The sequence below is a fragment of the Leminorella richardii genome, assembly GCF_900478135.1.
In the GTDB taxonomy this organism is placed as follows: Bacteria; Pseudomonadota; Gammaproteobacteria; order Enterobacterales; family Enterobacteriaceae; genus Leminorella; species Leminorella richardii.
This window is the reverse complement of record NZ_LS483470.1, coordinates 324,083-348,831: the sequence shown is the minus strand read 5'-3', so window position 1 is coordinate 348,831 and position 24,749 is coordinate 324,083. Positions and strand designations below refer to the sequence as shown.

Genomic DNA, 24,749 nt, shown 5'->3' with positions numbered 1-24,749 from the left:
GATTCTGCCCTGTTCTATTTCTATGAATAAAATTCACCTTATCAAAAATGAATAAAAAATCAATTTAATTGAATTAATATATAAAATAAGAATCTCCTCTATCGCAAACTATGGAGGGTCTTGGGTTGCTATTAACACTCTTTTTCACAAAGAGCCTTAACGCGACGGTTTCTATCGCTTTTCTACTGCGCTCAGTCTTCATCAAGCGCAAATTCGCTGAAAATAAATGATATGATAGCTCTTCCCCTCTCTTCAGGTTCGCGACATATGGAAAAGGCCCACGTTCAACTGATAGAACAGTTAGTCAAGCGACTGGCTTCTGCCGATAACGCGCCGCTTTATCTGAAGTTTGCCCAAACGATAAAAAGCGCGGTGCGAAGCGGAACGTTAGAGCACGGCAACATTCTTCCCGGTGAGCGAGACCTTAGCCAGCTTACCGGCGTATCTCGCATTACCGTGCGTAACGCCATGGAAGCGTTGGAAAAAGAGGGGGTTGTCACCCGATCCCGCGGCTACGGTACTCAGGTCAACAATATCTTCGAGTACTCCCTGAAAGAGGCGCCCGGATTTTCCCAACAAGTCTCTCTGCTGGGAAAAAGGCCAAGTACGCTCTGGATAACCCGACAGGTAGAAAAATGCCCCGCTGACGTAGCTGAGCGACTGGCTCTCTCACCCGAAGATGACGTATTTTTACTTAAGCGCATTCGCTATGTAGACGATGACGCCGTTTCTATTGAAAAATCCTATGTTCCTGTCGATCTCATCGACAATGCGGAAGAAATTGGGATTTCCCTGTATGAATACTTCCGCAGCCAAAATATCCATCCACAGAGAACAAAAAGCTACGTCAGCGCCCGAATGCCGGACGCTGAGTTTCTTACTCATCTGCAAACCAGCGGCGACATTCCGATGCTGGTCATCAAGCAAATCGCTTTCGATGGGCTGCAAAGGCCTATCGAATACAGCATTAGTCACTGCCGCAGCGATCTATACACCTTCGTTTGCGAGTTTTAGCCGCGCGGTTAATTCATCCACCGTCGGCGCACAGTCTCCACCTCGATGGCTGACGACAAAAGAGGCCACGGCGTTACCTAGCGTAACCGACTCCGCTAGCGACCACCCAGCGGACAGCCCTGCTATTGCCCCTCCCGCGTGACTATCCCCCGCGCCGATAGTATCCACCACCGATGCGCTAAAGGGTGCCGCACACCCCTGAGCTTTTTCATCAAAAAACCAGGCGCCCTCGCTGTCCTGCCGGACAATAAGCGGTGAACCGTAGTGGGCTAACCACGCAGCCCCCAGACTCTGTACTTCATTGTGTACACCTAGCGCACGAGCGGCAATCTCCGCCTCTTGCCGATTTAAAGAAACGATCGGCTTAAGCGCCATAATTCTGGACATCATCGCTTCGGGAATGTCGGCAATTCGAGGGCCAAAATCGATAAAAGGCGTCACCTGAGACAGGTTTTCCAACCAGTCTACCAGCACTTCTCCACGCGGTGATGCCAGCTGATAGCCTGCTAGATACACCAAGCTCTGCGGCTGCACAACCAAGTTATCCAACCACGATGCACGCCACTGGTTTTCTACTCCGCTAAACGACATAAACGTCCGTTCACCGTCCGGTTCAACCAGTGCCAGACACCACCCGTTGTCGCCTTCATCGGTTTCTATCGCACTGCGCATCCCACGCTGTGTCAGGCTGTTTCGGATGATATCAGCCCACACGCCCTGCCCTAACGGCAGCACGTTTTGTGTCTCCAGCCCCAGCCTTTTAAGCGCCAGAGCTACGTTGAACGCGCAGCCGCCAATATTAACGCTCTGCTGTTGGAGCTCAATATCACAACCGCGCCACGGCAATGAATAAGCATCGGCAATCACATCAATAACGACGGCGCCGAGCACTGTTATTGGGCGCTGTACAGACAGGCTATTTAGCCGATTGGCTAGCGCGTTTGCATTCATGCTCTCTCCCTACGCAGGCGATACTGCATTAACCTCTCAGCGTAGTGCTCAAACTCTGGTCGGTTGACCTCATCAAGCTCTCGCTTAAGGGCTTTATCAATAGCGTCAACGCCGTGCAGAGCGCCGCAAATTGCTGTCGCCATCGCGCCGATAGTATCCGTATCCCCCCCCAGATTGGCACATAGAACGGCGCAGCGATTAGGATCGGTTTGCGCCAGTTCCACCATCGCAATCGCGGCGGGAACCGACTCGATGGTGCTAGTTCCCGCACCGATCAGCTGATAAATACGCTCACTGGCCGATTCTGTACCAGCGGAAGTTCTTACGACCTCTAACGCCAGCTCAATACGGGCGGCAAGCGACGCACTGAACGTCGTCACTTTCCTCTCCTGAGCGTGGCGAGCGACCGTGGGTAGCGCATCCCTGATTTCTTCCCAACGGCTTCCTTCAATAGCCCGCGACACAGCCCAAGCGATAGCCACTGCGCCCGCCACGGCCAAATCAGACTTGTGTGTAGCACTTGACGCCAGCGCAACCTGCTCAATAAAGCCGTCTAAATCATCCGTTGGCAGCAGGCATCCTAAAGGAGAAGCGCGCATGGCAGCACCATTGGTAACGCCATTATTCTCAAGGCTCTCCACGGGCTTCCCATCGCGTATCGCGTTAAGCGCGATTTTTGACGTCGGCCCCAGAACGTTTTTATTAAACGCGTCAAAGGACTCAGCCCACGCCAAAATGTGCCTACCGATAGCTTCAGCGTTAATCTCTCCATCACACTCGATAAACGCCTTCACCAAACAGCACGCCATTGAAGTATCGTCAGTGTATTCAGCACGGCCAAAATAGCAGGCGGCGTTGTTTTCAGCAGGGCCGGGAATAAAGCGGTCTATCCAACCAAAGTGCGCCTTTACTCTAGCCCGCGGCCAAAGCTCTGAGGGCATCCCCATTGAATCCCCCAATGCCTGACCGTAAAGCGCGCCAAGAATGCGTTCCTGTTTCATTTAGCTTCCTCTGTTTGTAGCTCTTCTGTGCCGTTATTTACAGTAATAGTGGTAATGTCCCTGTCTGATTCACGAAACAGCAGCATGAACAAGACGGCAATAACCGCGATCATGGCAGCGCCGAATCCCCACATGCCAACCCAGTTAAACGTTAAGCCGTTTACAGGCTCCTGATAGGCAAACATCTTTTCCATCATCACGCCGCCGATGCGGTAGCCCAACAGACTGCCGAACCCTTGGCAGCACAGCGTAATCAGCCCTTGAGCGGCAGTACGCATATGAACCGGCGCTTTTTTATCAACGTAAATGTAGGCAGTGACATAGTAAAAATCGTAGCTTACTCCATGTAGCAAAATGCCAAGGAACAGAAGCCCGTAGGTGAAGTAGTGGTAGGCGTCGCCATAGACAAAGAAGGCATAGCGGATCGCAGCCGTCACCAGACCAAGCAGCAGCACCTTTTTAATGCCAAAGCGCTTGGTGAAAAACGGTAGCGCCAGCATAAAGAAGATTTCCGAAAACTGCCCCAGCGTCATCCAGCCAGTAGCGTTTTTCATTCCCACTTCGGTAAGAAACCCGTTCGCAAAGATGTAATAGAAAGCTAGCGGCATGGCGAACAGGAAGGAGCAAACAAAGAAAACCAGAAAGTTTCTGTCTCGGAGCATCACAACCGCATCTAAGCCAAGCATCACTTTAAAGCTCAGCTTGCCAGTACTTTTCGGCGGCGTATTTGGCAGCCAAAAGGCGAAAATACCCAGCAGCGCGGAACTAATCGCAGTGATCACCAGAGGGATATTGGTTGGTGAAATGTCGTTAAACCCGAGCATCTCGGGTAAAAAGCCACACACGATGCCGGATGCAATCCAACCAATGGTTCCCATTACGCGAATACGGGGGAAATCGCGTTCCACATCGCCAACGTTGGCAAATGCAATACTGTTTGTTAGTGCAATCGTCGGCATATAGGTCAACGAGTATCCTAGCAGTAAAGGGAAAAAATAAACAAATTCAGTCTGCTGCGCCGCCAAATACATCAGCGCTGCGCCCACAAACATCAGTAACGCCAGCACTTTTTGCGCGGCAAAAAAGCGGTCAGTCAGCGAGCCGACCAGAATCGGCGACAAAATGGCGGCAATCGCCGTACAGGCATAAGACCAGCCTATTTCACCAGCGGTAAAGCCGCTTCGGTTCAAAAACAGCCACAGAGGAACAAACCAGGCCCCCCAAATAAACCATTCGACAAACATCATAAACGACAGCTTTGCTGTTGTTTTCATATTCACATCCTTTATGACGATTTATTGATAACCTTTAAGATACCAATTAATAATACCTTTTAAATACCTTTTGGTACGTTCTTTGAGCGAAGTAACACTTTCCCTTGTAGTCATCCCTTTATTTTCCAGAAATAGGCAACGTACCTTAACTGTCTATCCCCCATTCTGCCTGGCCTATATCGATTTTTACGTCTTTTTATCTAAAAGCAGGTTAGTTAAATAAAGTGACCGTTATCACATAACCATAAGCAGAGTCTGAAAATCTCTATCGCAATACTTGTATGGTAGTTTTACTAGAAGTATCTTATGCAAACATTAACTCTCGAGCTCGAGACCTCTTTTTTATCCATCTGGACAGACGCACTATGAAAATCGTAAAGGCTGAAGTTTTTGTTACGTGTCCCGGCCGTAACTTTGTCACTGTAAAAATAACTACTGATGAAGGGATTTACGGCGTCGGTGACGCCACGCTCAACGGCCGCGAGCTTCCCGTCGCCTCCTATTTGAAAGACCACCTGTGCCCGCAGCTTATCGGCCGCGATGCGCATCAGATCGAAGATATCTTCCAGTTTTTCTATAAAGGCGCCTATTGGCGTCGCGGCCCGGTGACCATGTCGGCCATTTCCGCCATCGATATGGCGCTGTGGGACATCAAAGGCAAAGCAGCTAACATGCCGGTTTACCAGCTTCTGGGCGGCGCGTCTCGCACCGGCGTTATGGTTTACTGCCACACCACTGGTCGTACTATCGACGAAGTGCTAGAAGACTACGCCAAGCATCAGGAAATGGGCTTTAAGGCAATCCGCGTTCAGTGCGGCGTGCCGGGTATGAAAACCACCTACGGTCTGAGCAAGGGCAAAAACTTAGCCTACGAGCCAGCAACCAAAGGCGCTTACCCAGAAGAGCAGCTGTGGTCGACAGAAAAGTATCTCGACTTTACGCCGAAACTGTTTGACGCCGTGCGCAGCAAGTTTGGCTTTAACGAGCACCTGCTGCACGACATGCACCACCGCCTGACGCCGATCGAAGCCGCGCGCTTCGGCAAGAGCATTGAAGACTACCGCCTGTTCTGGATGGAAGATCCAACCCCTGCGGAGAATCAAGAGTGCTTCCGCCTGATCCGTCAGCACACTGTGACGCCTATCGCCGTCGGTGAAGTATTCAACAGCATTTGGGACTGCAAGCAGCTGATTGAAGAACAGCTAATTGACTACATCCGCACCACCATCACCCACGCGGGCGGCATTACTCATATGCGCCGCATCGCAGACTTTGCCGCCATGTATCAAGTACGCACCGGCTCTCACGGCCCGTCGGATCTGTCACCGATCTGCCACGCCGCCGCGCTGCACTTCGACCTGTGGGTACCGAACTTCGGCGTTCAGGAATACATGGGCTACTCCGAGCAGATGCTGGAAGTCTTCCCACACAACTGGACCTTCGAAGACGGCTACATGCACCCAAGCGACAAGCCGGGCCTAGGCATCGACTTTGACGAAAAACTGGCCGCCAAATATCCCTACGAGCCAGCCTACTTACCGGTAGCCCGTCTGGAAGACGGCACGCTGTGGAACTGGTAATTAACGGAGAGCAATACATGAAAAGCGTAGTTATTCAGGAACCAGGCAAGCTGGTTATCGAAGACCGTCCGATGCCCGAACCACAGCCCGGCGATGTCCGCATTCGCGTAGAAAGCGCCGGCATTTGCGGTTCTGACGTACACATTTACCGCGGGCATAACCCGTTTGCCAAATATCCGCGCGTTATCGGCCACGAGTTTTTCGGCCGCATTGACGCCGTTGGCGAAGGCGTTGATGCCGCTCGCATCGGCGAGCGCGTTGTGGGCGACCCGGTGGTCAACTGCGGCCACTGCTACCCCTGCTCCATTGGTCGCCCTAACGTATGTACATCGCTGCAGGTCATCGGCGTACATCGCGACGGCGGCTTCAGTGAACACGTCACGCTGCCGGCGAAAAATGCCCACACCGTGCCGGAAAGCATTGGCGACCGCGATGCCACCATGATTGAGCCCTTTACCATTGCCGCCAATATCTGCAGCCAGATGAATCCTGGCCCGCTAGACGTGGCGCTGGTTTACGGTGCAGGCCCAATGGGTTTAACCACTATTCAGGCACTGCGCGGGGTATATGGCGTAAAAGAAATTATCGTTGCCGACCGTATTGATGAACGTTTAGCGATGGCGAAAGAAAACGGCGCTGACCGCATCATCAACAATACGGACATCAATCTGGCTGACGAACTGGCCAAGCTAGGCATTCGACCGACCCTCATTGTTGACGCTGCCTGCCATCCGTCTATTCTGCCGGAAGCTATCGGCCTTGCCTCTCCAGCGGCTCGCATCGGCATTATGGGCTTCTCTTCTGACCCATGCGTGATTAACCAGCAGGGGATCACTAGCAAAGAGCTAACGATTTACAGCTCTCGGCTTAACAGTAACCGCTTCCCCATGGTCATTGACTGGATGAAGGAGAAAAAAATTCACCCGGAAAAACTCATTACTCATAAGTTTGATTACACCCAGGTGATCAACGCGCTGGAAACCTTCGAGAAGGACCAGAAACAGTGCTGTAAAGTCCTGCTGACGTTTTAGCGTTCAGGGCAAGGAGCCGATAACGGCGCGTATTTCCGGCCGCATCCTCTGATGCGGCTCGGAATCAAAAATTCGCGCCCTAATGGTTAAATAACAAAACAAACAGTCTCTGTACCCATAACAACAGCTCATAGAGAACAATTATATGGAATCAAAACAGAATACCCCTGAAAGAAGCACCTCGGATCTGGTCAAGGCGGCCGTATCCGGTTGGCTCGGTACCGCTCTGGAGTTTATGGACTTCCAGCTGTACTCTCTCGGCGCGGCGCTGGTCTTTCGTGAAATTTTCTTCCCTGAGCAGTCCGCGGCCATGGCGCTTATTCTGGCCATGGGCACCTATGGCGCAGGCTACGTTGCTCGTATCGTAGGCGCCTTCTTCTTTGGCAGAATGGGCGACACCATCGGCCGTAAAAAAGTGCTGTTTATCACCATCACCATGATGGGTATCTGTACTACGCTCATCGGTGTGCTGCCAACCTATGCACAAATCGGCATCTTCGCACCGCTGCTGCTGATCCTACTTCGTATTGTTCAGGGACTGGGAGCGGGCGCCGAAATCTCCGGTGCGGGCACCATGCTGGCGGAGTATGCGCCAAAGGGTAAGCGCGGCATTATCTCTTCTCTGGTCGCCATGGGCACCAACTGTGGTACCCTGAGCGCCACGGCTATCTGGGCGGTGATGTTCTTCGCACTGGATAAGCAGCAGCTGCTGGACTGGGGCTGGCGCGTGCCGTTCCTGGCAAGCGTTGTAGTTATGTTCTTCGCCATCTGGCTACGTATGAACCTGAAAGAAAGCCCAGTCTTTGAACAGGTTTCTGAAGAAAAGCCAACTGCGGCACAAGCGGCTGCAAAGAAAAAAGAAGAATCCGTTTTTGCCATGTTTACCAGCAAGTCATTCTGGCTGGCGACTGGCCTGCGTTTCGGACAGGCAGGCAACTCTGGTCTAATTCAGACCTTCCTGGCGGCCTATCTGGTTCAAACCCTGCTGTTTGAAAAGAGTATCCCGACCGATGCCCTGATGATTAGCTCCATTCTCGGCTTCCTGACCATTCCGCTACTGGGCTGGCTGTCAGACAAAATTGGTCGCCGCCTGCCTTATATGGTTCTGTGCACCAGTGCTATCGTTCTGGCCTACCCGATGGTCTCTATGATCGTCGACAAAACCAACACGCCAAGCACTATCATGGTTAGCCTTATCATTATCCACAACGTCGCGGTACTGGGTCTGTTCGCACTGGAAAACATCACCATGGCGGAAATGTTCGGCTCTCGCAATCGCTTTACCCGCATGGCTATCTCTAAAGAAGCCGGTGGCCTGGTTGCAGTAGGCTTCGGCCCAGTATTAGCCGGTATTTTCTGTAACATGACCGGCTCCTGGTGGCCAATTGTCGTGATGATCGTTGTTTACTCCATCATCGGACTGATCTCTGCCATTTGTATGCCTGAAGTCAAAGATCGCGACCTCAGTGCAGAAGAAGACGCTGCTGAAGTGCCAGCCAAATCGGTGGTCGCAGGCGTCAAAGAATACGTTTAGCGTCAAGAGCCAGTAACACTATGAAACTATGTAATGAAACGCTGTCCAACCTGCCAAAAGACGTCATCACGCCGTCTTATGACAGGGAAAAGGTTAAACCTCGCATTGTCCACTTGGGCTTCGGCGCGTTCCATCGCGCCCACCAGGCTGTCTATGCCGACATTCTGGCAACAGAACACGGCAGCGACTGGGGCTATTGTGAAGTCAATCTGATCGGCGGCGAGCAGCAAATCAACGATCTTAACCAGCAGAACCTGCTCTACTCCGTCGCCGAAATGGCGGCGGAAGGATGGTCTGGCCGAGTGGTCGGGGTCGTTCGTCGTGCGCTGCACGCTGAAGTTGACGGTATTGAGGCCGTATTAGAAGCCATGGCTGAACCGCAGGTTTCTATCGTCTCTATCACCATTACGGAAAAGGGCTACTGCTATCAGCCCGCTACCGGTACGCTGATCGACGATCATCCAATGATCCAGCACGATATCGCTCATCCGGAGGCGCCGAAATCCGCTCCGGGTACTATCGTACGAGCACTGCGTCTGCGTCGCGACCGTGGGCTGCCCGCGTTTACTGTGATGTCGTGCGATAACATGCCGGAAAACGGCCACGTAACCCGCAACGTCATTTTGGGGCTGGCGAAAAAGCAGGACGCCGAGCTAGCCAAGTGGATTGAAGCTAACGTTAGCTTTCCTTCCACAATGGTGGATCGCATCGTGCCTGCCGTTACGCCTGAAACGCTGGAGAAAGTCTCTCAGAAGCTGGGCGGCATTCAGGATCCGGCCGGTGTCGCCTGTGAACCTTTCCGTCAGTGGGTCATCGAAGACAACTTTGTTAACGGTCGCCCTGAATGGGAAAAAGCGGGTGCAGAGCTGGTGCAGGATGTCCTACCGTATGAAGAAATGAAGCTGCGCATGCTCAACGGCAGCCACTCACTCCTTGCATACCTAGGCTATCTGGCTGGCTATCAACACATTAACGACTGCATGCAGGATGACAACTATGCCATCGCTGCGCGCCACTTGATGCTGAGCGAGCAGGCACCAACCTTGAGAACTCAAGGCGTAGACCTGGCAGCTTATGCAGACTCACTGCTAAACCGCTACCGCAACACAGCGCTCAAGCACCGCACTTGGCAAATCGCCATGGACGGTACGCAGAAGCTTCCTCAGCGCATGCTGGATTCTATTCGCTATCATTTGGCGAACGGAACTCGTTTTGACTGTCTGGCTCTCGGCGTTGCCGCTTGGATCCGCTACGTTGGCGGCGTCGACGAACAGGGCCAACCGATTGAAGTCAGCGACCCGCTGATTGAACAGCTGCGCGCGCTGGTTAACGGCAGTACAGAAGGCGAAGCGCGAGTGAAGGCTCTGCTGTCTCTGAACGTTGTCTTCGGCAGTGAGCTGCCTAAAGATGAACGCTTTGTTAGCGCAGTAGTTAGCGCCTATCAGCAACTGCTGGAGCTGGGAGCGAAAGAGGCTGTCGCTCAGCTGGTAAAAAAGCTTTGAAATAGCAGACGATAATAAGTCAAATGTGTTTTTAACAGGCCAGAGAGCGATCTCCGGCCTGTTATTTTTCAAGGCGCCAGAACGTACAAAAATATCCTACGACTCTTTTTCAAAAGTCACCTGAAAAAACCAAAAATACAGTCTAAAAATACTCTTCACGAGGCTACAACAGACAAATTTATTTCACATTATCTCATTAATTTAAAACAAAAAATCAATAAGTTTAGAATTAATTCTGACAAAATAATTAACATTATAGGAAGAAAATAAAAGCCCATTTCTCACTGTATTACTCTTATACGGTAATAGACGTATAAAATCGGCGAAAATTTCGGCGTTTTGCTGCCTTCCTCTGCCAAAACATTCAGAATTCTAGTGAAACTTGCGGTAAATATCGCCATAATGCAAAGAGCTGAAAACAAAGGCCAGAGAATAGCAAACGTCCATGAGCATTGTTTACCCCTTCACAACCAGTGAGCCTGTTAATCAACAGATCTATCGCCTGCTGCGTCAGGAAATTGTGGACTGTACGATCAGGCCGGGCACTCTGCTGTCGGAAAAAGAAATCTCCACCCGCTTTAGCGTATCCCGTCAGCCCGTCAGAGAAGCCTTTATCAAACTCTCTGAGACAGGACTGGTACAGATACTGCCCCAGCGCGGGACGTTCGTTATGAAAATCTCGGCCAAGCGCGTTTCTGACGGTCGGTTTATCCGGGAAGCGGTAGAGTCCGCCATTATTCGCCGCGTCGCTGTAGCTATTACGCCAGACTATCTGATGCAGCTTAAGCATAATCTCCATCGTCAGGAACTGGCCGCCGCCAACAAGCGGGACAAAGAGTTTCTCGACCTGGACGACGAGTTCCATCGCACCTTTACAGAGATCATCGACTGCCCGATGGCATGGGAAACCATTGAAACCATCAAGGCAACGATGGATCGAGTCCGATTTATGAGCCTGGCGGACGTTTCTCCACCGGAAAGCCTGATTGAGCAGCACTACCGAATTTATCTCGCATTGGAAAAACGCGATCCCGACGCGGCAGAAGAGGCCATTCACCAACATCTGAGCGAAATGATCACCACTATTACAACCATTTCCCAGCGCAATACCGACTGGTTTGAAACAGGCGAGTAAGCCTCACACCATAGAGACAACAAAACGGCGGCCAAACTGGCCGCCGTTTTACTTTACCTGAGCATAAAAAACGCTAGCGCTTTTTACCGCCGAGAATGCTGCCAAGAATGCCGCGCACAATCTGGTTGCTCAGCTGGCGCGTCATAGACTTCGCCGCCGTTTGAACAATACCATCCTTTTTGCCGCCCCTCGGGCCCGTGCTGCCAAACAGAATGTCGTTCAGGCTGCCAAACAGGCCGCCGTCATCAGCAGGCTTTTTCTCTTCCGCTTTCGGCGCTACGGAGCCTTTAGCGGGTTCATCTGCTGCCGCTACAACGCCAGCCGCCAGCCTCTCATAGGCCGATTCGCGGTCGATAGACTCTTCGTAACGCCCATAGAACGGTGAATGGTTGATAAGCGCGTTGCGTTCATCATCGGTCATTGCCCCCATACGAGAACAGGGAGCGATCACAAATCCCCGCTCAACCACATTAGGCCGGCCCTTCTCGTCCAGAAAAGAGATCAGCGCCTCGCCTACGCCCAGCTCGGTAATCGCCTGCTCGGCGTCAAAGGCTGGATTCGCGCGCATCGTTTGCGCGGCTGCCCGCACGGCTTTCTGGTCACGTGGAGTAAACGCCCGCAGCGCGTGCTGAACTCGGTTTCCCAACTGCCCCAGCACGCTGTCGGGAATATCCAGCGGATTTTGTGTGACAAAATAGACGCCAACACCCTTCGAGCGAATCAAGCGAACCACCTGCTCAATCTTCTCCAAAAGCGCTGGAGGCGCGTCTTTAAACAGCAGGTGGGCTTCATCAAAGAAGAATACAACTTTGGGCTTATCCATATCTCCCACTTCAGGCAGCTGTTCAAAAAGTTCGGACAGCAGCCACAGCAGGAAAACAGAGTAGAGCTTCGGCAGATTGTACAGCCGGTCAGCTGCGAGGATATTAACGATCCCCTGTCCAGAAGAGTTGGTTTTAATCAGGTCGAGGATGTCCAGCATCGGCTCGCCAAAGAAGTGTTCCGCGCCCTGCTGTTCAAGGGTCAACAGGCCCCGTTGAATAGCGCCAATTGACGCACTAGATATGTTGCCGTACTGGGTCTGGAAGCGTTTGGCGTTATCGCCAACAAACTGCACCATTGAACGCAGATCTTTCATATCCAGCAGCAGCAGGCCGCTGTCGTCGGCAATCTTGAACACCAGTTGCAGCACGCCAGCCTGCACGTCGTTCAGATTCAACAGGCGAGAAAGCAAAGTCGGCCCCATGTCTGACACCGTGGCGCGAACAGGATGCCCCTTCTCACCAAACACGTCCCAGAAAACGGTAGGGCACGCCGCCGGCTCCCAGTCGGTAACGCCCAATGCCTCAAGGCGAGACTGCAATTTGGGATTTAGAACGCCTTCTGCACCGACGCCGGACAAGTCGCCCTTCACATCGGCCATGAACACCGGTACGCCTGCGCGGGAAAAGCTTTCCGCCATTTTTTGCAGAGTGACCGTTTTCCCGGTTCCGGTAGCCCCGGTAATCAACCCGTGGCGGTTCGCCAGTGCGGGCAAAATAGCCAGCGGCGTTTCATGACTTTTAGCAATAACAAGCGGTTCTAACATCAACATATATCCTATTCATTTGGCCCATCCTTGCGCCCAAACAGAGCCTCGAGCCCTACAATCTGCGCGTCGAAGAAGCATTCCCCGACGCCCCTGTTTTTTATCGCTTTCAGTATATAGCTAAACCGAACAAACAGCAGAAAACGGCAGAAAACAACAGCGAATCTCCCCACCACTGAAAGCATGACGAGTATAAATGAGGCCGATGAAATCCTTAAGCAGCAACACTAATTTGAACAAATATCCACCAATAAAAACGCATCTAAGCCATTAAAATACTCAGTCAACTATTTCATTTATCATATGAATCGTTTCAACAGCCACCAAAGAGAGAGTGAGATCACGATAAATTTCAACTTTCTTCATTATAATCAACATAGAAGCAACATTATTGTTGCCTATAAAATAATCAAGGAAGCCTAGATGAAAGCCTCTTACCAATCTTTTTATGATGAGCTCTGTCGTTTTGTCCCAAAATCAAATGTTTATACCGATCCATCCCGCACTATGGCGTTTGGTACCGATGCCAGCTGCTACCGTCTGATCCCCCAAATCGTCGTACGTCTCGATAGCGAAAAAGACGTTCAAAAAACGCTCATACTGGCACAAAAGCATAACTTGCCTGTAACGTTTCGCGCCGCGGGCACCAGTCTGTCTGGGCAGGCTATCACTGACTCAATACTGATTACGCTCGGCGACAGCTGGCGCCAGTACAAGATTTTTGGCGACGCGGGCTACATCTCGCTGAAACCCGGCGTGATTGGTGCCGATGCGAACCGCTACCTGGCCCCCTTTGGCCGTAAGATTGGCCCCGATCCGGCCTCAATCGATGCCTGTAAAATCGGCGGCATTGCCGCTAATAACGCCAGCGGCATGTGCTGCGGTACCTCACAAAACTCCTATCAGACGCTGGAATCCATGCGTTTGATTCTGGCTGACGGTACGCTTATTGATACTGCCGACAGTGAGTCCGTCGCTGCGTTTAAAAAGACCCACTCTCACATTCTGGAAGGGCTGGGCCAGCTGGCAAGCGAGACTAAAGCCAACACCCACCTTGCCGAGCTGATTCGCCACAAGTACCGCATCAAGAACACTACCGGCTACAGCCTGAACGCGCTGGTCGACTTTGACGATCCGCTGGACGTCATGACTCACCTGATGATCGGCTCAGAAGGTACTCTTGGCTTTATCGCCGAAATTACCTATGAAACGGTAGAAGAGCACCAGTTTAAAGCCTCTGCGCTGTTTGTTTTTAAAGATATCGAAGACGCCTGTAAAGCGACGATTGTTCTGAAGCAGCAGCCGGTTTCTGCCGTAGAGCTGATGGACCGCGGCGCCCTTGCTTCCGTTGAAAACGAAGAGGGTCTTCCTGACTTCATGCCGCATCTGAGCGAAGACGCTACAGCGCTGCTGGTTGAGGTTCGCGCAGCTGACGCCGAAGGGCTGAAAGAAAAGATGGCGCAAATCATGGAGACGGTTTCCGCTTTCACGCTAGAACAACAGGTGCCGTTTACCAACAAGCCAGAAGAGTTTGGTCGCCTGTGGGCAATCCGCAAGGGCATTTTCCCAGCTATCGGCGCCGTTCGCCCCGTAGGCTCCACCGTCATTATTGAAGACGTTGCTTTCCAGATTGAACAGCTGGCTTCCGGCGTACAGGACCTGCGCAAGCTGTTCATTAAGCATGACTACAAAGTCGTGATTTACGGCCACGCGCTAGACGGCAACATGCACTTCGTGTTCCAGCAGTCGTTTGATACTCCAGCTGAAGTTTCCCGCTATCAGGCATTTATGGAAGATATCGCCCATCTGGTGGCCGTCGAATACAAAGGCTCCCTAAAGGCAGAACACGGTACTGGCCGCAACATGGCGTCGTTTGTTGAGCTTGAGTGGGGAGCAGAAGCCTATGAGCTGATGTGGAAACTGAAGAACCTGATGGATCCTAACCATCTGCTAAGCCCCGGCGTATTACTTAACCGGGATCACAACGCCCACCTGCAAAACCTGAAGCTGCTGCCCGCTGCCGAACCTCGCGTTGATAGCTGTATCGAATGCGGCTTCTGTGAACCTGTTTGCCCATCGACCGGCCTCTCGTTTACGCCGCGCCAGCGCATCGTGATGTGGCGTGAAATCAACCGCCTACGCCGCAGCGGTGATGACGACAAGCGCCTTAAGCAGTTAGAAAAAGACTTCCTCTATCTGGGGGACGCCACCTGTGCAGCTACCGGCCTGTGTGCTCGCCGCTGCCCGGTCGGCATTAACACCGGTGAGCTTATCCGCGATATCCGCACGCGTCGCAACATGCGTCATGAAAGGATCGCCCGCTGGACGGCAGACCACTTCACCACCATCACTGCCGGTGCGCGCCTGGCGCTGAATACCGTTGCAGGAACCGGCAGAGCCATTGGTGTCGAACGCATGGGCAAAGTGACTAAAGCGCTACACGTCGCAAGCTTTGGCCACATTCCGCTGCTCACTCCGGCATTCCCGCGCGGAGCCCGCTCACCGGTGGCGCCCGTGCTGTCTAACCGCGACCTTAAAGTGGTCTACGTTCCCAGCTGTGCATCAAGAACCATGGGCGCTTCCGCCAGCGATTCGGATCAGCGACCGCTCACTGAAGTGGTCGAAAAGCTGCTTACCAAAGCGGGCTTCAGCATCATTTATCCGGAAAATCTCGACAGCCTGTGCTGCGGTATGCCCTACAACAGTAAGGGGATCACCACCGTCGCCAAAGAGCGGCTGGCGGATATGGAAGAGGCCATCTGGAAAGCCAGCGAACAGGGCAAGTACCCAGTCCTGATCGATACCAGTCCGTGTGCTCTGCGTGCAGTTGAAGGCTTCACGAAACCCATGGCACTGTTTGAACCGGTCGGCTTCACGCACCATTATCTGGCGGATCGCCTGAAGTTCACGCCGGAGCATAACCCCATCATGCTGCACGTGACCTGTTCCAGCGTGAAAATGGGCCTTTCCGCGCCGATGAAGAGCCTGATGGATCGCTGCTGTACGCAGGTCATTATCCCTGACGGCATTCACTGCTGTGGCTTTGCGGGAGATAAAGGCATGAAGACGCCGGAACTGAACGCAAGCGCCCTGCGTCTGCTGAAGGATCAGGTTCCGCCTAACTGTACCGAAGGCGTATCTAACAGTCGTACATGTGAAATCGGCCTGACAGAGCACTCGGGTGTGCCCTATCGTTCTATCCTGTACGTAGTAGATCGCGTAACGCAGCCTCTGGAAGGCTAACTTACCGACAGTAAAAAAGCGCCTTCGGGCGCTTTTTTATTAGTGATAACAATATCGTCCCTCGAGATTACTTCACAATCTCAGCGGAAGTAATCACAATCGGCGCTACCGGCACGTCGCGGTGCTGACCGGACGTAGAAGTCGGCATGGTCATCATCTTGTCAACAACGTCCATTCCCTTAACGACCTTACCAAACACCGCGTAGCCAAAGTTATCGGAAGAATGGTCAAGATAGTCGTTATCCACAACGTTAATAAAGAACTGGCTAGTCGCACTGTCTACGACGTTCGTACGCGCCATCGCCAGAGTTCCCCTTACGTTTTTCAGGCCGTTTTCTGCCTCATTTTTAATAGGGGCTGAAGGCTTCTTCTGGTTCATATCCTCCGTAAAGCCGCCGCCCTGAGCCATAAAGCCGGGGATTACGCGATGGAAAATGGTACCGTTGTAGTAGCCGTCTTTTACGTAAGCCAAGAAGTTCTTGGTAGAGATCGGTGCCTTTTCTTTATCCAGCTCAACCTCTATCGTACCCAGCGTAGTAGTCAAAACAACGCGAGGATTGTTATCAGCCGCCTGTACTGCTGGCGCCAGAGCAATCAGCGAAAACACCGCAGCAAGTGTGATACAAATACGCTTTAACATAGAAAAACCTTTTATAAGTTAACGATAAACGCAGACCGCTTCGATTCTAGTAATTTTGTTACAGTGGAGCTACTACTTTTCTGCGCATTTTCTGAGCCGCGCACATAAAGAAAAAGCGCCCTAAGGCGCTTTTCCCTACTGCAACAAAAACTAGCGCTTGAACGTCACCGTTTCTGGCTTAGTCAGATTCAGCGTCGTCTGGCTCGGCACGGTCTCAGCGATCGTTCGGCCACAGCGAATTGAATAGCGAACGGGCACCTGTCGGCGTACAGCGTCGAAACCGCTTTCCGCAGGCAGGATAGCCAGATTTCCACTGTTGCCCACCGCGATACCGTAGTCCTGCAGGTTAAGCGTTTTGGCACTGTGGGTCGTAATCAGGTTAAGGCCGTCGTCAATCTGGCCGTAGCCCATCAGTTGACACACGTGTAACCCCATGTGCAGCACCTGCAGCATGTTGGCCGTTCCCAGCGGATACCAAGGATCGAAGACATCGTCGTGACCGAAGCAAACGTTAATACCTGCTTCCAGCATTTCTTTAACCCGAGTGACGCCGCGACGCTTAGGATAGGTATCAAAGCGCCCCTGTATGTGAAGAACTAAATCATTTGATACTAGGGATTAGATTGAAAAAGACGGGAATTCGCGGGATTTTTAAGGGGTTAGAAAAATTTGGCTATTTGATACCACTCCCCAGAAAGTGAGTGAAATTGCAAAACATTTGATACTACGCTCTGTTCATTCAAATCATATTTAAAGAACGTTTAAACGAAGTTTTAAATTACTGTGTCAAATCATTATAGAGTTCCATCTGTCGAAAATCTATACAGGCTGTAGCTTGCCAATGTTAAGGCATCTAAGCCACGCTTAGGGAATCACTGTGTAGCTATTTCTATCATGGCTATCCTGCCTTCCTTGGCCTAGTGGTTGTTAGGCTTTTGGATGTCGCCTGCTCCTCATTTGCGCGAGCACACACTTTATTCGTGGTGCTGGCTGTTGTTGCTTCCCTTTCTTGGTGGGTGCCAGTTATGTACTCCTGTATCATGTGAGCCTTGAGCGTATCAGGCTGTTGCAAAAGCAATAAGTTATTTTCATCAAGAAGATAGAGAATCGTCTCAACTCCTTTCCGGGTTAATACCATTGTTAGCTGATGCCGCTCTTCGTCAGTTAGGAATGAAAGTAACTCAGATAACCCATCACTAGAGATTGGTGTTTTTGGTGATTCCATTTCTCCATTCTTCAGCCATTCTAGACTTACCCCCTCACTTTCAGCGATGCGAGCTAACAAGTTATCGCGTGGTATTGGAGGTGATAGCTCATTCTTGTAATAACTATTCAATGTATTGATATTTATTCCCCAAGTCCTTGCGGCCGCGCTTCTAGACGGATGTCGTCTTACTAATTCTGAAATTCTGTCAATAACAGGTACTTTTCTCTGTGAGTGCAAAGTACTTCTAGGTTCTTTTCTCATGATAGGTTCTTTTCCATATAATCCATTGAAATAAATCACAAAATTACAAAAACACCAAAATAACGAAAAATACCTTGATTTGGTATTTTTCGTGCCGTAGTATTTATCCGTAGGGTTACTCCATCAGATACCCTAGCGGATAACTTTTTAGGATAGAGCAATCATGAAAAGAAATGAAGACATTAATACGGACTGGCACCCGGCAGACATTAAGGCAGCGCTCGAAAAGCGCGATCTTACTTTTCGTCAGCTATCCGTTCAGGCTGGGTATAGCAAAGATTCTCTCAAGAGCGTTTTGCGTACACCTTGCCGCCCTTACCAGCAAATCGTCGCCGATGCTCTGGGGGTTCAACCCGAGGTTATTTGGCCTAGTCGCTATCAGGCTAAAGGTTGCTTTAACAGGGGTGTGTGATGATGTTTGTTGTTGCTAAAGAGTTGGTTGGTGTGCCGGGTATGCCCGTAACGACTAAAGGTATTCGTCAAGCACTTGAACGTGCCGCGAATGGCTCTACCGCCCTTTGCCGCAAGCGTCAAGGCACTAAAGCCTTTGAATATCACATTGACGTTCTTCCCGCAGAGGCTCAAGCGTTTGTTCGCAGTCGTCATCTGCAAGCCCTTATGGCGACACCAACGGACGCCAGTCTTACCCCCGTCGCACCTAAAATCAAAAGCCGTGAAGAAGGTAAGATCACCCTTTACCGCAAATGTCCCGCACTGATGGAACAAAAGCTTGTTGAACTTACAGCGACGCAACGCGAAATCGCGGACGCTCGTATCGCGCTTGTGGTTGAGGTTCAACGCCTAGGTGCAGTCCCCGGTTACAGTTGTGCGAAGGCGATACGTGAAGTCGTTCGTCAGGCCAAGGCGGGAATACTCCCCCCTCATTTAACCCAAGCAGTAGAGCAAGCTAACGCTAAAAAAGGGGAGTCCCGCGCCCTGAGTGAAGTCACCCTCAAGCGTTGGGTCGCTGATTACAACAAGGCGACAACGCCCGCCGAGCGCTTGGTATTACTTGCTCCGAGCAAGCGCCAACCGGTGAAGCCCGAAGCCATTGCATGGCTGCCTGAATTTCTTTCTCACTACCGCCTCACGAACGGGGTTTTGATGACCGAGGCTTACGATGCGTTTAAAGCCGAATGGCGCACCCGCTATGCCGACCAGCCCGATATGATGGCGGCTATCCCGTCCTACAACACGATTTGCTACCAAATGAAAAAGCTTCCGGCTGTTATTAAGCAGCAAGGACGCGTAACGGGCAGTGAAGCCCGCCAGATTGAGAAGTTCGTCCGCCGCGACTGGAACTGCCTGCCGGTCAATTACGTTTGGATTGGTGACGGTCACGGCATGAAGATGAAGGTCGCGCACCCTGACCACGGCAACCCGTTTACGCCTGAGGTGACGTTCATCCTTGACGGTTGCTGTCGCTATATCGTGGGTTGGAGTCTGGCGCTTTCCGAGAGCGTGATTGCCGTTGCCGATGCCCTGCGCTATGGCATCAAAAAGGAAGGCAAGCCGTTTATCTACTACTCGGACAACGGCGGCGGCCAGACGAACAATACCTTTGACGCCGACCTGACCGGTATCTTGCCGCGCGTGGGTATTGACCATCGCACCGGTATTCCAGAGAACCCACAAGGGCGCGGCATCATTGAGCGGCTGAACCGCTCACTTGCGATGCGTATCTCCCGCCAGTTCGCCACCTATTACGGCCCCGGCGCCGACCGTAACACCGTGCGCAAGACGACGAAGGCGCTGGCCTCTGCCGTGAATGCACAACGTAAAGGTACGGCCTTAACACCAAAGCAGCAGCGCGCCCTACAGGGACTGCCGTCATGGGATGACCTTATCGCGGCAATTGAGGAGGGTATCAAATGGTACAACAACCGCCCGCATGAGTCGCTGCCCAAGCGCGACAACGGCGAGCATTTCACGCCGACACAGTTCCGTCGCTACAAACTGGAAGCCGAAAAAACAGCTATCGAATACCTGTCTGATGTCGAGCTGCGCGATATGTTCATGCCGCAGATTGAGCGCACCGTAAGTCGTTGTGAGGTTCGTCTGTTCAATAACCTGTATTACTCCGATGCACTCAACCATGAGCACGGTAACAAGGTCTTGGTCAGTTATGACATTCACGACGCGACCCGCGTCATCGTTCGTCGCATGGATGGCACCTACCTTTGTGACGCGATATGGGACGGCAACAAGGTTGCCGCCTTCCCGGTCACAGCGCAATACCACGCCCAGCAGCAGCGCATTAAAGGTATGCGCGCCCGTGGGGAAGAAAAAATCAGGCTGGCCGAGGCCGAGAATAATCTCACCTTGCCTGCGCAGGTCGATGAGCCTTGGCTCTCTAACGTGTATCGACCGATTGGCAACACTGTCGCTGTGGAGCAAGACATTGAAGAGCCTGTCGATATTGACGTTGATAGTGCATTCAGTGCCGGTATAGAACGCCTTTATCGGCAGCATTTGGAAGACCAGATTTAACCAGAGAGGTAATCATGAGTAATCAGGCCGATATTATTGAAACCACCCGCGCTGCCGTGATGGCGATAAGGGATAAAGAAGGTATCACCGCCGCCGCTATCGCGCGCGACAGTGAAGTCTCTACGGCTGCGCTATCTCAGTTCCTGCGTGGCACCTACACTGGCAACAATACCGATGTGGCCGTCAAGCTCGATAAGTGGTTGGACAGTCGCGCAGCCCGTCAGTCAGTCGTGGCTGCGGTTGTGGCACCTCGCTTTATCGAGACTGAAACTGTCTCAAACATTTGGCGGACGCTGGTTTATGCACAAGCTCAGCGCCGTATTGCCATCATCTACGGCAACCCCGGTGTGGGGAAATCAGCCGCCTTGCGCGAGTTTGCTGAGCGTAACCCCAACGCATGGCTCATCACGATTAAGCCGTCTACCGCGTCCTTGGTGGAGTGTTTGAGTGAGTTCGCTGACACGCTGGGCTTGTCCGATGCCCCGCGTCGGGCTGGGCCGCTGTGCCGTACTATTCGCCGCCGCATTGCTGGCACGAACGGCTTACTCATCGTGGACGAATCCGACCATCTGAATTACGACGTTTATGAAGAACTGCGCTTGCTTCAGGAAGAAACCGGTATCGGGTTGGCGCTGTGTGGCAACCACAAGGTGTATTCCAAGCTCACCGGAGGCAACTCCCGCAGCGTAGATTTCGCTCGACTGTTCTCCCGTATTGCCAAAAAGATAGTTATTGAAGGTGTGCTCGCAGGTGATGTGGACGCTATTGCCGATGCTTGGCAGCTTACCGGAGACAAAGAACGTCGCCTTATACGTCAGCTTGCTGCCAAATCTGGCGCACTGCGTACTGTATCAACCACACTTGACCTTGCCGCTATCATTGCACAAGGCACCGGTGAGGCATTATCTGAGCGGCATATTCGTGCTGCTGTCAAAGACCTTGAGGGGGTTTAACTGTGAAAGAAAAACAACTAATGACAATCACCATTCGAGTAGTGGCTACGCCAGAAGGTCTAGACCATACGTGCTGCATCGAAGGCTCACCCATAACCAGAGATGCTGCTCTGTTGTACCACAATGCCCTTGAAGCAGTTATTCCTGATGTTGGTTTGGCTACCGAAAAGGTAATAGCCAAAGCAATAAAAAATAGGGAGTACCACTAACCATGAACGCACAAAAGTTTAACCAACGCTGTCATGTCGGCACTGTGTTCGGTCTGCGTACTTTTACTGGCCTTCACTTTGTTCGTACTGTCGCACCTGCGCACGATATTGGCAATGGTCAAGCGATGGTTGAGATTAACCGTAACCCATGGTTTGTTCCGATTAAGGCGTTACACTCCGTCGCGCCTGAATCACTCAGAGAACCGTTATCTTTTGGGTTGATGTCTTCTCATGATAGGTGCGTGCCACTTTATTGCTCGGAATAAATTTAAACTTGATTTAACCGTTATTTAAACACGACTTTAATTTTATTTGGCGTAAACCCGCCGGGGCGCGGCTACGCCAAAAACAGAGGAAATGACAATGAAAGCTGAAAATACCAACGCACTAGGTAATCAACAAATAGAGTCAACAAACTGGTTCTTCCTGCGGGAGGGATATAGCGACGCTATTGAGTTACCCGTCCCCCTGTCTTGTTCAATTAGAGAAGCAATAGCTAGCGCTGTCACCATTCATCAACCGGAGCATGACGAGCTTTGCTATGTGGGTAAACTGACAACCGGCCATAGTTATAGCGGCTTAATTGACGCCGATAATATCATCACAAGCATTCGCGAGGATTTATCTTGTTTCTTGGCTACGGGTTCCGCTCAGGATGAGTGCGATCTTCGAATGAGCCAGTTGGCTCAATTGGAGGAATTGCTTGCTGATTGGTTGGATGAGCGTTGTCCAATAAAAGGCTTGATGTTTAAGGAGGAGGTGAGCTTTAAGGTTATTACCCCCGACACTTGCAATGCCATATTCGTTGAGGTCATCCCACTATGAAAGCGACCTTAAAACCTTGTCCGTTCTGTGGCAGTCACGACACTGGGGCATTTGCTCAATATGAATATGACTGCCCCGAACGGTCTGCTATCGCTCGCTGTTTTTCATGCGATGCACAATCAGCTCAGATGGTGGGGAAGAGCAAGATAGAAATGGCTATTGCGGCATGGAATCGCCGCGCCGGTATTGATACCCCCTCAATGGAAACGCATATCGCTCCCCTAGTTTCCTTGCTTGTGGGCGAGTTAACCCGCGCGAGTATCGCTCATCCCAAGTGGCCGACTGATGCCGTACATGCCTCGGCCATCCTCAACGAGGAAGCCGGAGAGCTGACGCAGGCCGCTATCGACTTTCATTTCTATGTCGATGACCGAGAGCGTATGCGCGAAGAGGCTATTCAGGTCGGTGCGATGGCGTTGCGTTTTCTGATGAACCTTGACGGGTACAAGCCCGAAGGTGGTGCGGTATGAAATATTCACTAGGCGCAAAGCTGTTTATCGCGGTGTGGGTTCTGGCCTTTGTGGTGAGTGTGGTCTGGTTGGGGGTGCTGATTTATGAATAAGCCTCAACTGATCCGTCTTATCCATGTGGCAAAAACTCAACTCGGTATGGATGATGAGACTTACCGTGCAAAGCTCGACGCGCTGACCGGTAAAACCTCCTGCTCTCAGATGAGTCTCGACCAGTTAAACGCCGTTTATCAGTCGTTTAAAGATGCCGGATTTAAACGCCAGTTTAAAAAGAAAGGCGGTGCGCGCGTCACGCCTAATGCAAAAGGTCAGAGCAAAGCGCCGGAAATCCCTAAAATCCGCGCTATCTGGTGCGTGATGGCTGAGCAGGGTTTCGTGAAAAGCGCCTCGGAAACCTCGTTAAACGGTTTCGTTAAGCGCATGACGGCGAGCCTGAACAATGGCGCAGGCGTAGCGGAGGTCGGCTGGCTGAACAGTCGCCTTGCCTGTCAGGTGCTTGAGACTCTCAAGGGGTGGCATCTAAGGGAAATGAAGAAGGCGTTAAAGGCGCGTCGTATTCATTTACCTCGGGACAGGTCAGGCAGAACGCTGGAGTCTTACGACCCGGTATCCTCGCTGTATGTGCGCATCATCCAGCATGATAACTACCTCGCGCGGCATCACGCGTCAGGGAGTCATATGCTCGACACCTATTGTCCATTTTGCGGTTACCGGTCTGAAGTGCCTGCGCCGACGGATTGCTCGGAAAAGTGGGACTCGCTTGCCATGTGTCCCGCTTGTGCAAAGCAGGTCTTTCGCGTCATCACCAGCAATCGGATTTTTTACGGCAAAGGAGGTGTTAGGTTATGAAAATCGCTCGCTGCCCGGTCTGTCATTCAGACCTGCACCTTGATGCGCTGATGGAAGATGATGCCGGTCGTGAGCTTCTGGCGCTCATTCTTCCGCTGCCGGGAAGTTGCGCTCGTCACCTGATAGCGTACATCGGGCTTTTTCGGCCTGAAAAGTCCAACCTGAGCAATGCCCGCGCCCTGAAACTGGCGCGGGAAGTCCTTGACCTGTACCCTCCGGGGCGTGTTCTGGCGCACGCCTTAAGCGAGACGGTTGAGCGCCTGCGCGCCAAGCGTAACGCCGGTGATAAAAAGCCGCTCACCAATCATGCTTATCTGGCGACAGTCTATTCGACGTCTAAAGAGTTGTTTGCCAAAACCAGTACGGTTGACGCACGGGAGCGGCAGCAAGGCGAGAAGCCCTCGCCCGGCCGCGATTCGGAAGATGCCTACTTCGAGAACTTTCAGCGCATGGGGATAGACCTGAACAAAGTTCACGGAGGCCCGGAGTGGCTGGCTAAAAAAGAGAGGGAAAAGGAGAAGCGTGATGAATGATAACCTTGACCTGTTTACCACTGAGCATAGCGAGCTGACTCAGCTCCTCGACCGACTAGATACCATCCCACCGGAAGAAATCAGGGATAAGTGGCCTCGGTTTCTGGTCGATTTGGTGGACGTTCTGGCGCACGAACTGGCGCGCTTGGATGTCTCTGAGGCTCAGCTTGTCGCGATGAAGCTCGCTATCTGCATTTCCAACTACTTTGGCGGTCGTGCGGTTTACCTGCCAACGGGGGAGGTGCTTCGGGCGGCTCTGCGGGATTATGAGATTTACGCGGATTGGGAGGGGGACATCGACAAACTGATTGAGAAATACGGGCTTACACAGTCACATATCTACGACATCCTGCGAAGGCAGCGACAGTTGCACCGCCGTCGCTATCAACCGGATATGCTTGATGCCTTGGAGTGAATGAAAAAGCGGTAGTGATGACTGCCGCTTTTTTGATACATTGA

At 51.9% G+C, this 24,749-nt stretch carries 22 protein-coding genes and 2 pseudogenes; 17 read left to right on the top strand and 7 right to left on the bottom strand.

Going from position 1 to position 24,749, the window contains the following annotated elements; genetic code table 11:
• The first annotated feature begins 267 nt into the window (after window positions 1-267).
• On the top strand, window positions 268-1,014 hold the full coding sequence (locus DQM29_RS01635) for a GntR family transcriptional regulator (RefSeq protein ID WP_111739008.1): 747 nt from the start codon (window positions 268-270) through the stop codon (window positions 1,012-1,014).
• On the opposite strand, the gene DQM29_RS01630 is transcribed toward DQM29_RS01635, so the two are convergent.
• From DQM29_RS01630 to DQM29_RS01620, 3 genes are read right to left on the bottom strand one after another with little or no spacing between them, the layout of a single operon-like run.
• Window positions 988-1,965, bottom strand: a complete 978-nt coding sequence (locus DQM29_RS01630) for a PfkB family carbohydrate kinase (protein WP_111739007.1) — start codon at window positions 1,963-1,965, stop codon at window positions 988-990. The two genes, DQM29_RS01635 and DQM29_RS01630, sit on opposite strands and share 27 nt — an antisense overlap.
• Window positions 1,962-2,966: an ADP-ribosylglycohydrolase family protein gene (locus DQM29_RS01625; protein WP_111739006.1), complete on the bottom strand. Its 1,005-nt coding sequence runs from the start codon at window positions 2,964-2,966 to the stop codon at window positions 1,962-1,964. Before DQM29_RS01625 ends, DQM29_RS01630 begins: the two co-directional genes overlap by 4 nt.
• Window positions 2,963-4,240 carry a nucleoside permease gene (locus tag DQM29_RS01620; protein WP_111739005.1) on the bottom strand — a complete coding sequence of 426 codons (1,278 nt, stop codon included), beginning with the start codon at window positions 4,238-4,240 and terminating at the stop codon, window positions 2,963-2,965. The genes DQM29_RS01625 and DQM29_RS01620 overlap by 4 nt, the downstream gene beginning before the upstream one ends.
• 365 nt (window positions 4,241-4,605) lie before the next feature.
• Between DQM29_RS01620 and manD the strand changes: the two genes are divergently transcribed.
• The 5 genes from manD to DQM29_RS01595 all read left to right on the top strand — a co-directional run bounded on the left by manD (window position 4,606) and on the right by DQM29_RS01595 (window position 11,022).
• Entirely contained in the window at window positions 4,606-5,820 is a 1,215-nt protein-coding gene (gene manD / locus DQM29_RS01615; protein WP_111739004.1) for a D-mannonate dehydratase ManD, read from the top strand.
• A gap of 17 nt (window positions 5,821-5,837) precedes the next feature.
• Window positions 5,838-6,851 (top strand): Zn-dependent oxidoreductase, encoded by a 1,014-nt coding sequence (locus DQM29_RS01610; RefSeq protein ID WP_111739003.1) that lies wholly within the window; start codon window positions 5,838-5,840, stop codon window positions 6,849-6,851.
• 145 nt (window positions 6,852-6,996) lie between these two features.
• Window positions 6,997-8,385 carry an MFS transporter gene (locus tag DQM29_RS01605; RefSeq protein ID WP_111739002.1) on the top strand — a complete coding sequence of 463 codons (1,389 nt, stop codon included), beginning with the start codon at window positions 6,997-6,999 and terminating at the stop codon, window positions 8,383-8,385.
• Window positions 8,386-8,405: 20 nt separating this feature from the next.
• On the top strand, window positions 8,406-9,887 hold the full coding sequence (locus DQM29_RS01600) for a mannitol dehydrogenase family protein (protein ID WP_111739001.1): 1,482 nt from the start codon (window positions 8,406-8,408) through the stop codon (window positions 9,885-9,887).
• Window positions 9,888-10,332: 445 nt separating this feature from the next.
• Complete coding sequence (locus DQM29_RS01595) at window positions 10,333-11,022, top strand: GntR family transcriptional regulator (RefSeq protein WP_111739000.1); 690 nt, start codon at window positions 10,333-10,335, stop codon at window positions 11,020-11,022.
• Between the two features lie 73 nt (window positions 11,023-11,095).
• Here DQM29_RS01595 and DQM29_RS01590 read toward each other — a convergent pair whose 3' ends face one another.
• Entirely contained in the window at window positions 11,096-12,610 is a 1,515-nt protein-coding gene (locus DQM29_RS01590; RefSeq protein ID WP_111741960.1) for a helicase HerA-like C-terminal domain-containing protein, read from the bottom strand.
• Window positions 12,611-13,033: 423 nt separating this feature from the next.
• Between DQM29_RS01590 and DQM29_RS01585 the strand changes: the two genes are divergently transcribed.
• Window positions 13,034-15,853, top strand: a complete 2,820-nt coding sequence (locus DQM29_RS01585) for an FAD-binding and (Fe-S)-binding domain-containing protein (protein ID WP_111738999.1) — start codon at window positions 13,034-13,036, stop codon at window positions 15,851-15,853.
• 67 nt (window positions 15,854-15,920) lie between these two features.
• Here DQM29_RS01585 and DQM29_RS01580 read toward each other — a convergent pair whose 3' ends face one another.
• From DQM29_RS01580 to DQM29_RS18075, 3 genes and pseudogenes are all read right to left on the bottom strand, one after another.
• The gene (locus DQM29_RS01580) at window positions 15,921-16,493 is read right to left on the bottom strand and encodes a peptidylprolyl isomerase (protein ID WP_111738998.1); all 573 of its coding nucleotides are present in this window, start codon (window positions 16,491-16,493) and stop codon (window positions 15,921-15,923) included.
• Between the two features lie 150 nt (window positions 16,494-16,643).
• Window positions 16,644-17,111 (bottom strand): annotated as a pseudogene (locus tag DQM29_RS01575) (amidohydrolase family protein); the annotation flags it as partial.
• Window positions 17,112-17,391: 280 nt separating this feature from the next.
• A complete protein-coding gene (locus tag DQM29_RS18075) occupies window positions 17,392-17,961 on the bottom strand; it encodes a hypothetical protein (RefSeq protein ID WP_071783422.1) in 570 nt (189 codons plus the stop codon).
• Window positions 17,962-18,124: 163 nt separating this feature from the next.
• On the opposite strand from DQM29_RS18075, the gene DQM29_RS01565 reads away from it, so the two are divergent.
• The 10 genes and pseudogenes from DQM29_RS01565 (at window position 18,125) to DQM29_RS01525 (ending at window position 24,705) form a co-directional block, all read left to right on the top strand.
• Window positions 18,125-18,373, top strand: coding sequence for a helix-turn-helix domain-containing protein (locus DQM29_RS01565; RefSeq protein ID WP_036024555.1), 249 nt, complete (start codon window positions 18,125-18,127; stop codon window positions 18,371-18,373).
• A 2-nt stretch (window positions 18,374-18,375) separates the two neighbouring features.
• A complete protein-coding gene (locus tag DQM29_RS01560; protein ID WP_111741959.1) occupies window positions 18,376-20,451 on the top strand; it encodes a Mu transposase C-terminal domain-containing protein in 2,076 nt (691 codons plus the stop codon).
• A 14-nt stretch (window positions 20,452-20,465) separates the two neighbouring features.
• A complete protein-coding gene (locus tag DQM29_RS01555) occupies window positions 20,466-21,404 on the top strand; it encodes an AAA family ATPase (RefSeq protein ID WP_111738997.1) in 939 nt (312 codons plus the stop codon).
• Between the two features lie 2 nt (window positions 21,405-21,406).
• On the top strand, window positions 21,407-21,613 hold the full coding sequence (locus DQM29_RS01550) for a hypothetical protein (protein ID WP_145960324.1): 207 nt from the start codon (window positions 21,407-21,409) through the stop codon (window positions 21,611-21,613).
• Window positions 21,614-21,976: 363 nt separating this feature from the next.
• Window positions 21,977-22,438 carry a hypothetical protein gene (locus DQM29_RS01545; protein WP_111738995.1) on the top strand — a complete coding sequence of 154 codons (462 nt, stop codon included), beginning with the start codon at window positions 21,977-21,979 and terminating at the stop codon, window positions 22,436-22,438.
• Window positions 22,435-22,560: pseudogene (locus tag DQM29_RS18660) on the top strand (hypothetical protein); the annotation flags it as partial. The gene DQM29_RS01545 and the pseudogene DQM29_RS18660, both read left to right, overlap by 4 nt.
• Window positions 22,561-22,566: 6 nt before the next feature.
• Window positions 22,567-22,908 carry a hypothetical protein gene (locus DQM29_RS01540; protein ID WP_145960323.1) on the top strand — a complete coding sequence of 114 codons (342 nt, stop codon included), beginning with the start codon at window positions 22,567-22,569 and terminating at the stop codon, window positions 22,906-22,908.
• Between the two features lie 84 nt (window positions 22,909-22,992).
• Window positions 22,993-23,757, top strand: coding sequence for a gp16 family protein (locus tag DQM29_RS01535; RefSeq protein WP_111738993.1), 765 nt, complete (start codon window positions 22,993-22,995; stop codon window positions 23,755-23,757).
• Entirely contained in the window at window positions 23,754-24,290 is a 537-nt protein-coding gene (locus tag DQM29_RS01530) for a hypothetical protein (protein WP_027275832.1), read from the top strand. Before DQM29_RS01535 ends, DQM29_RS01530 begins: the two co-directional genes overlap by 4 nt.
• Entirely contained in the window at window positions 24,283-24,705 is a 423-nt protein-coding gene (locus tag DQM29_RS01525; protein ID WP_111738992.1) for a Mor transcription activator family protein, read from the top strand. Before DQM29_RS01530 ends, DQM29_RS01525 begins: the two co-directional genes overlap by 8 nt.
• Window positions 24,706-24,749 lie beyond the last annotated feature (44 nt).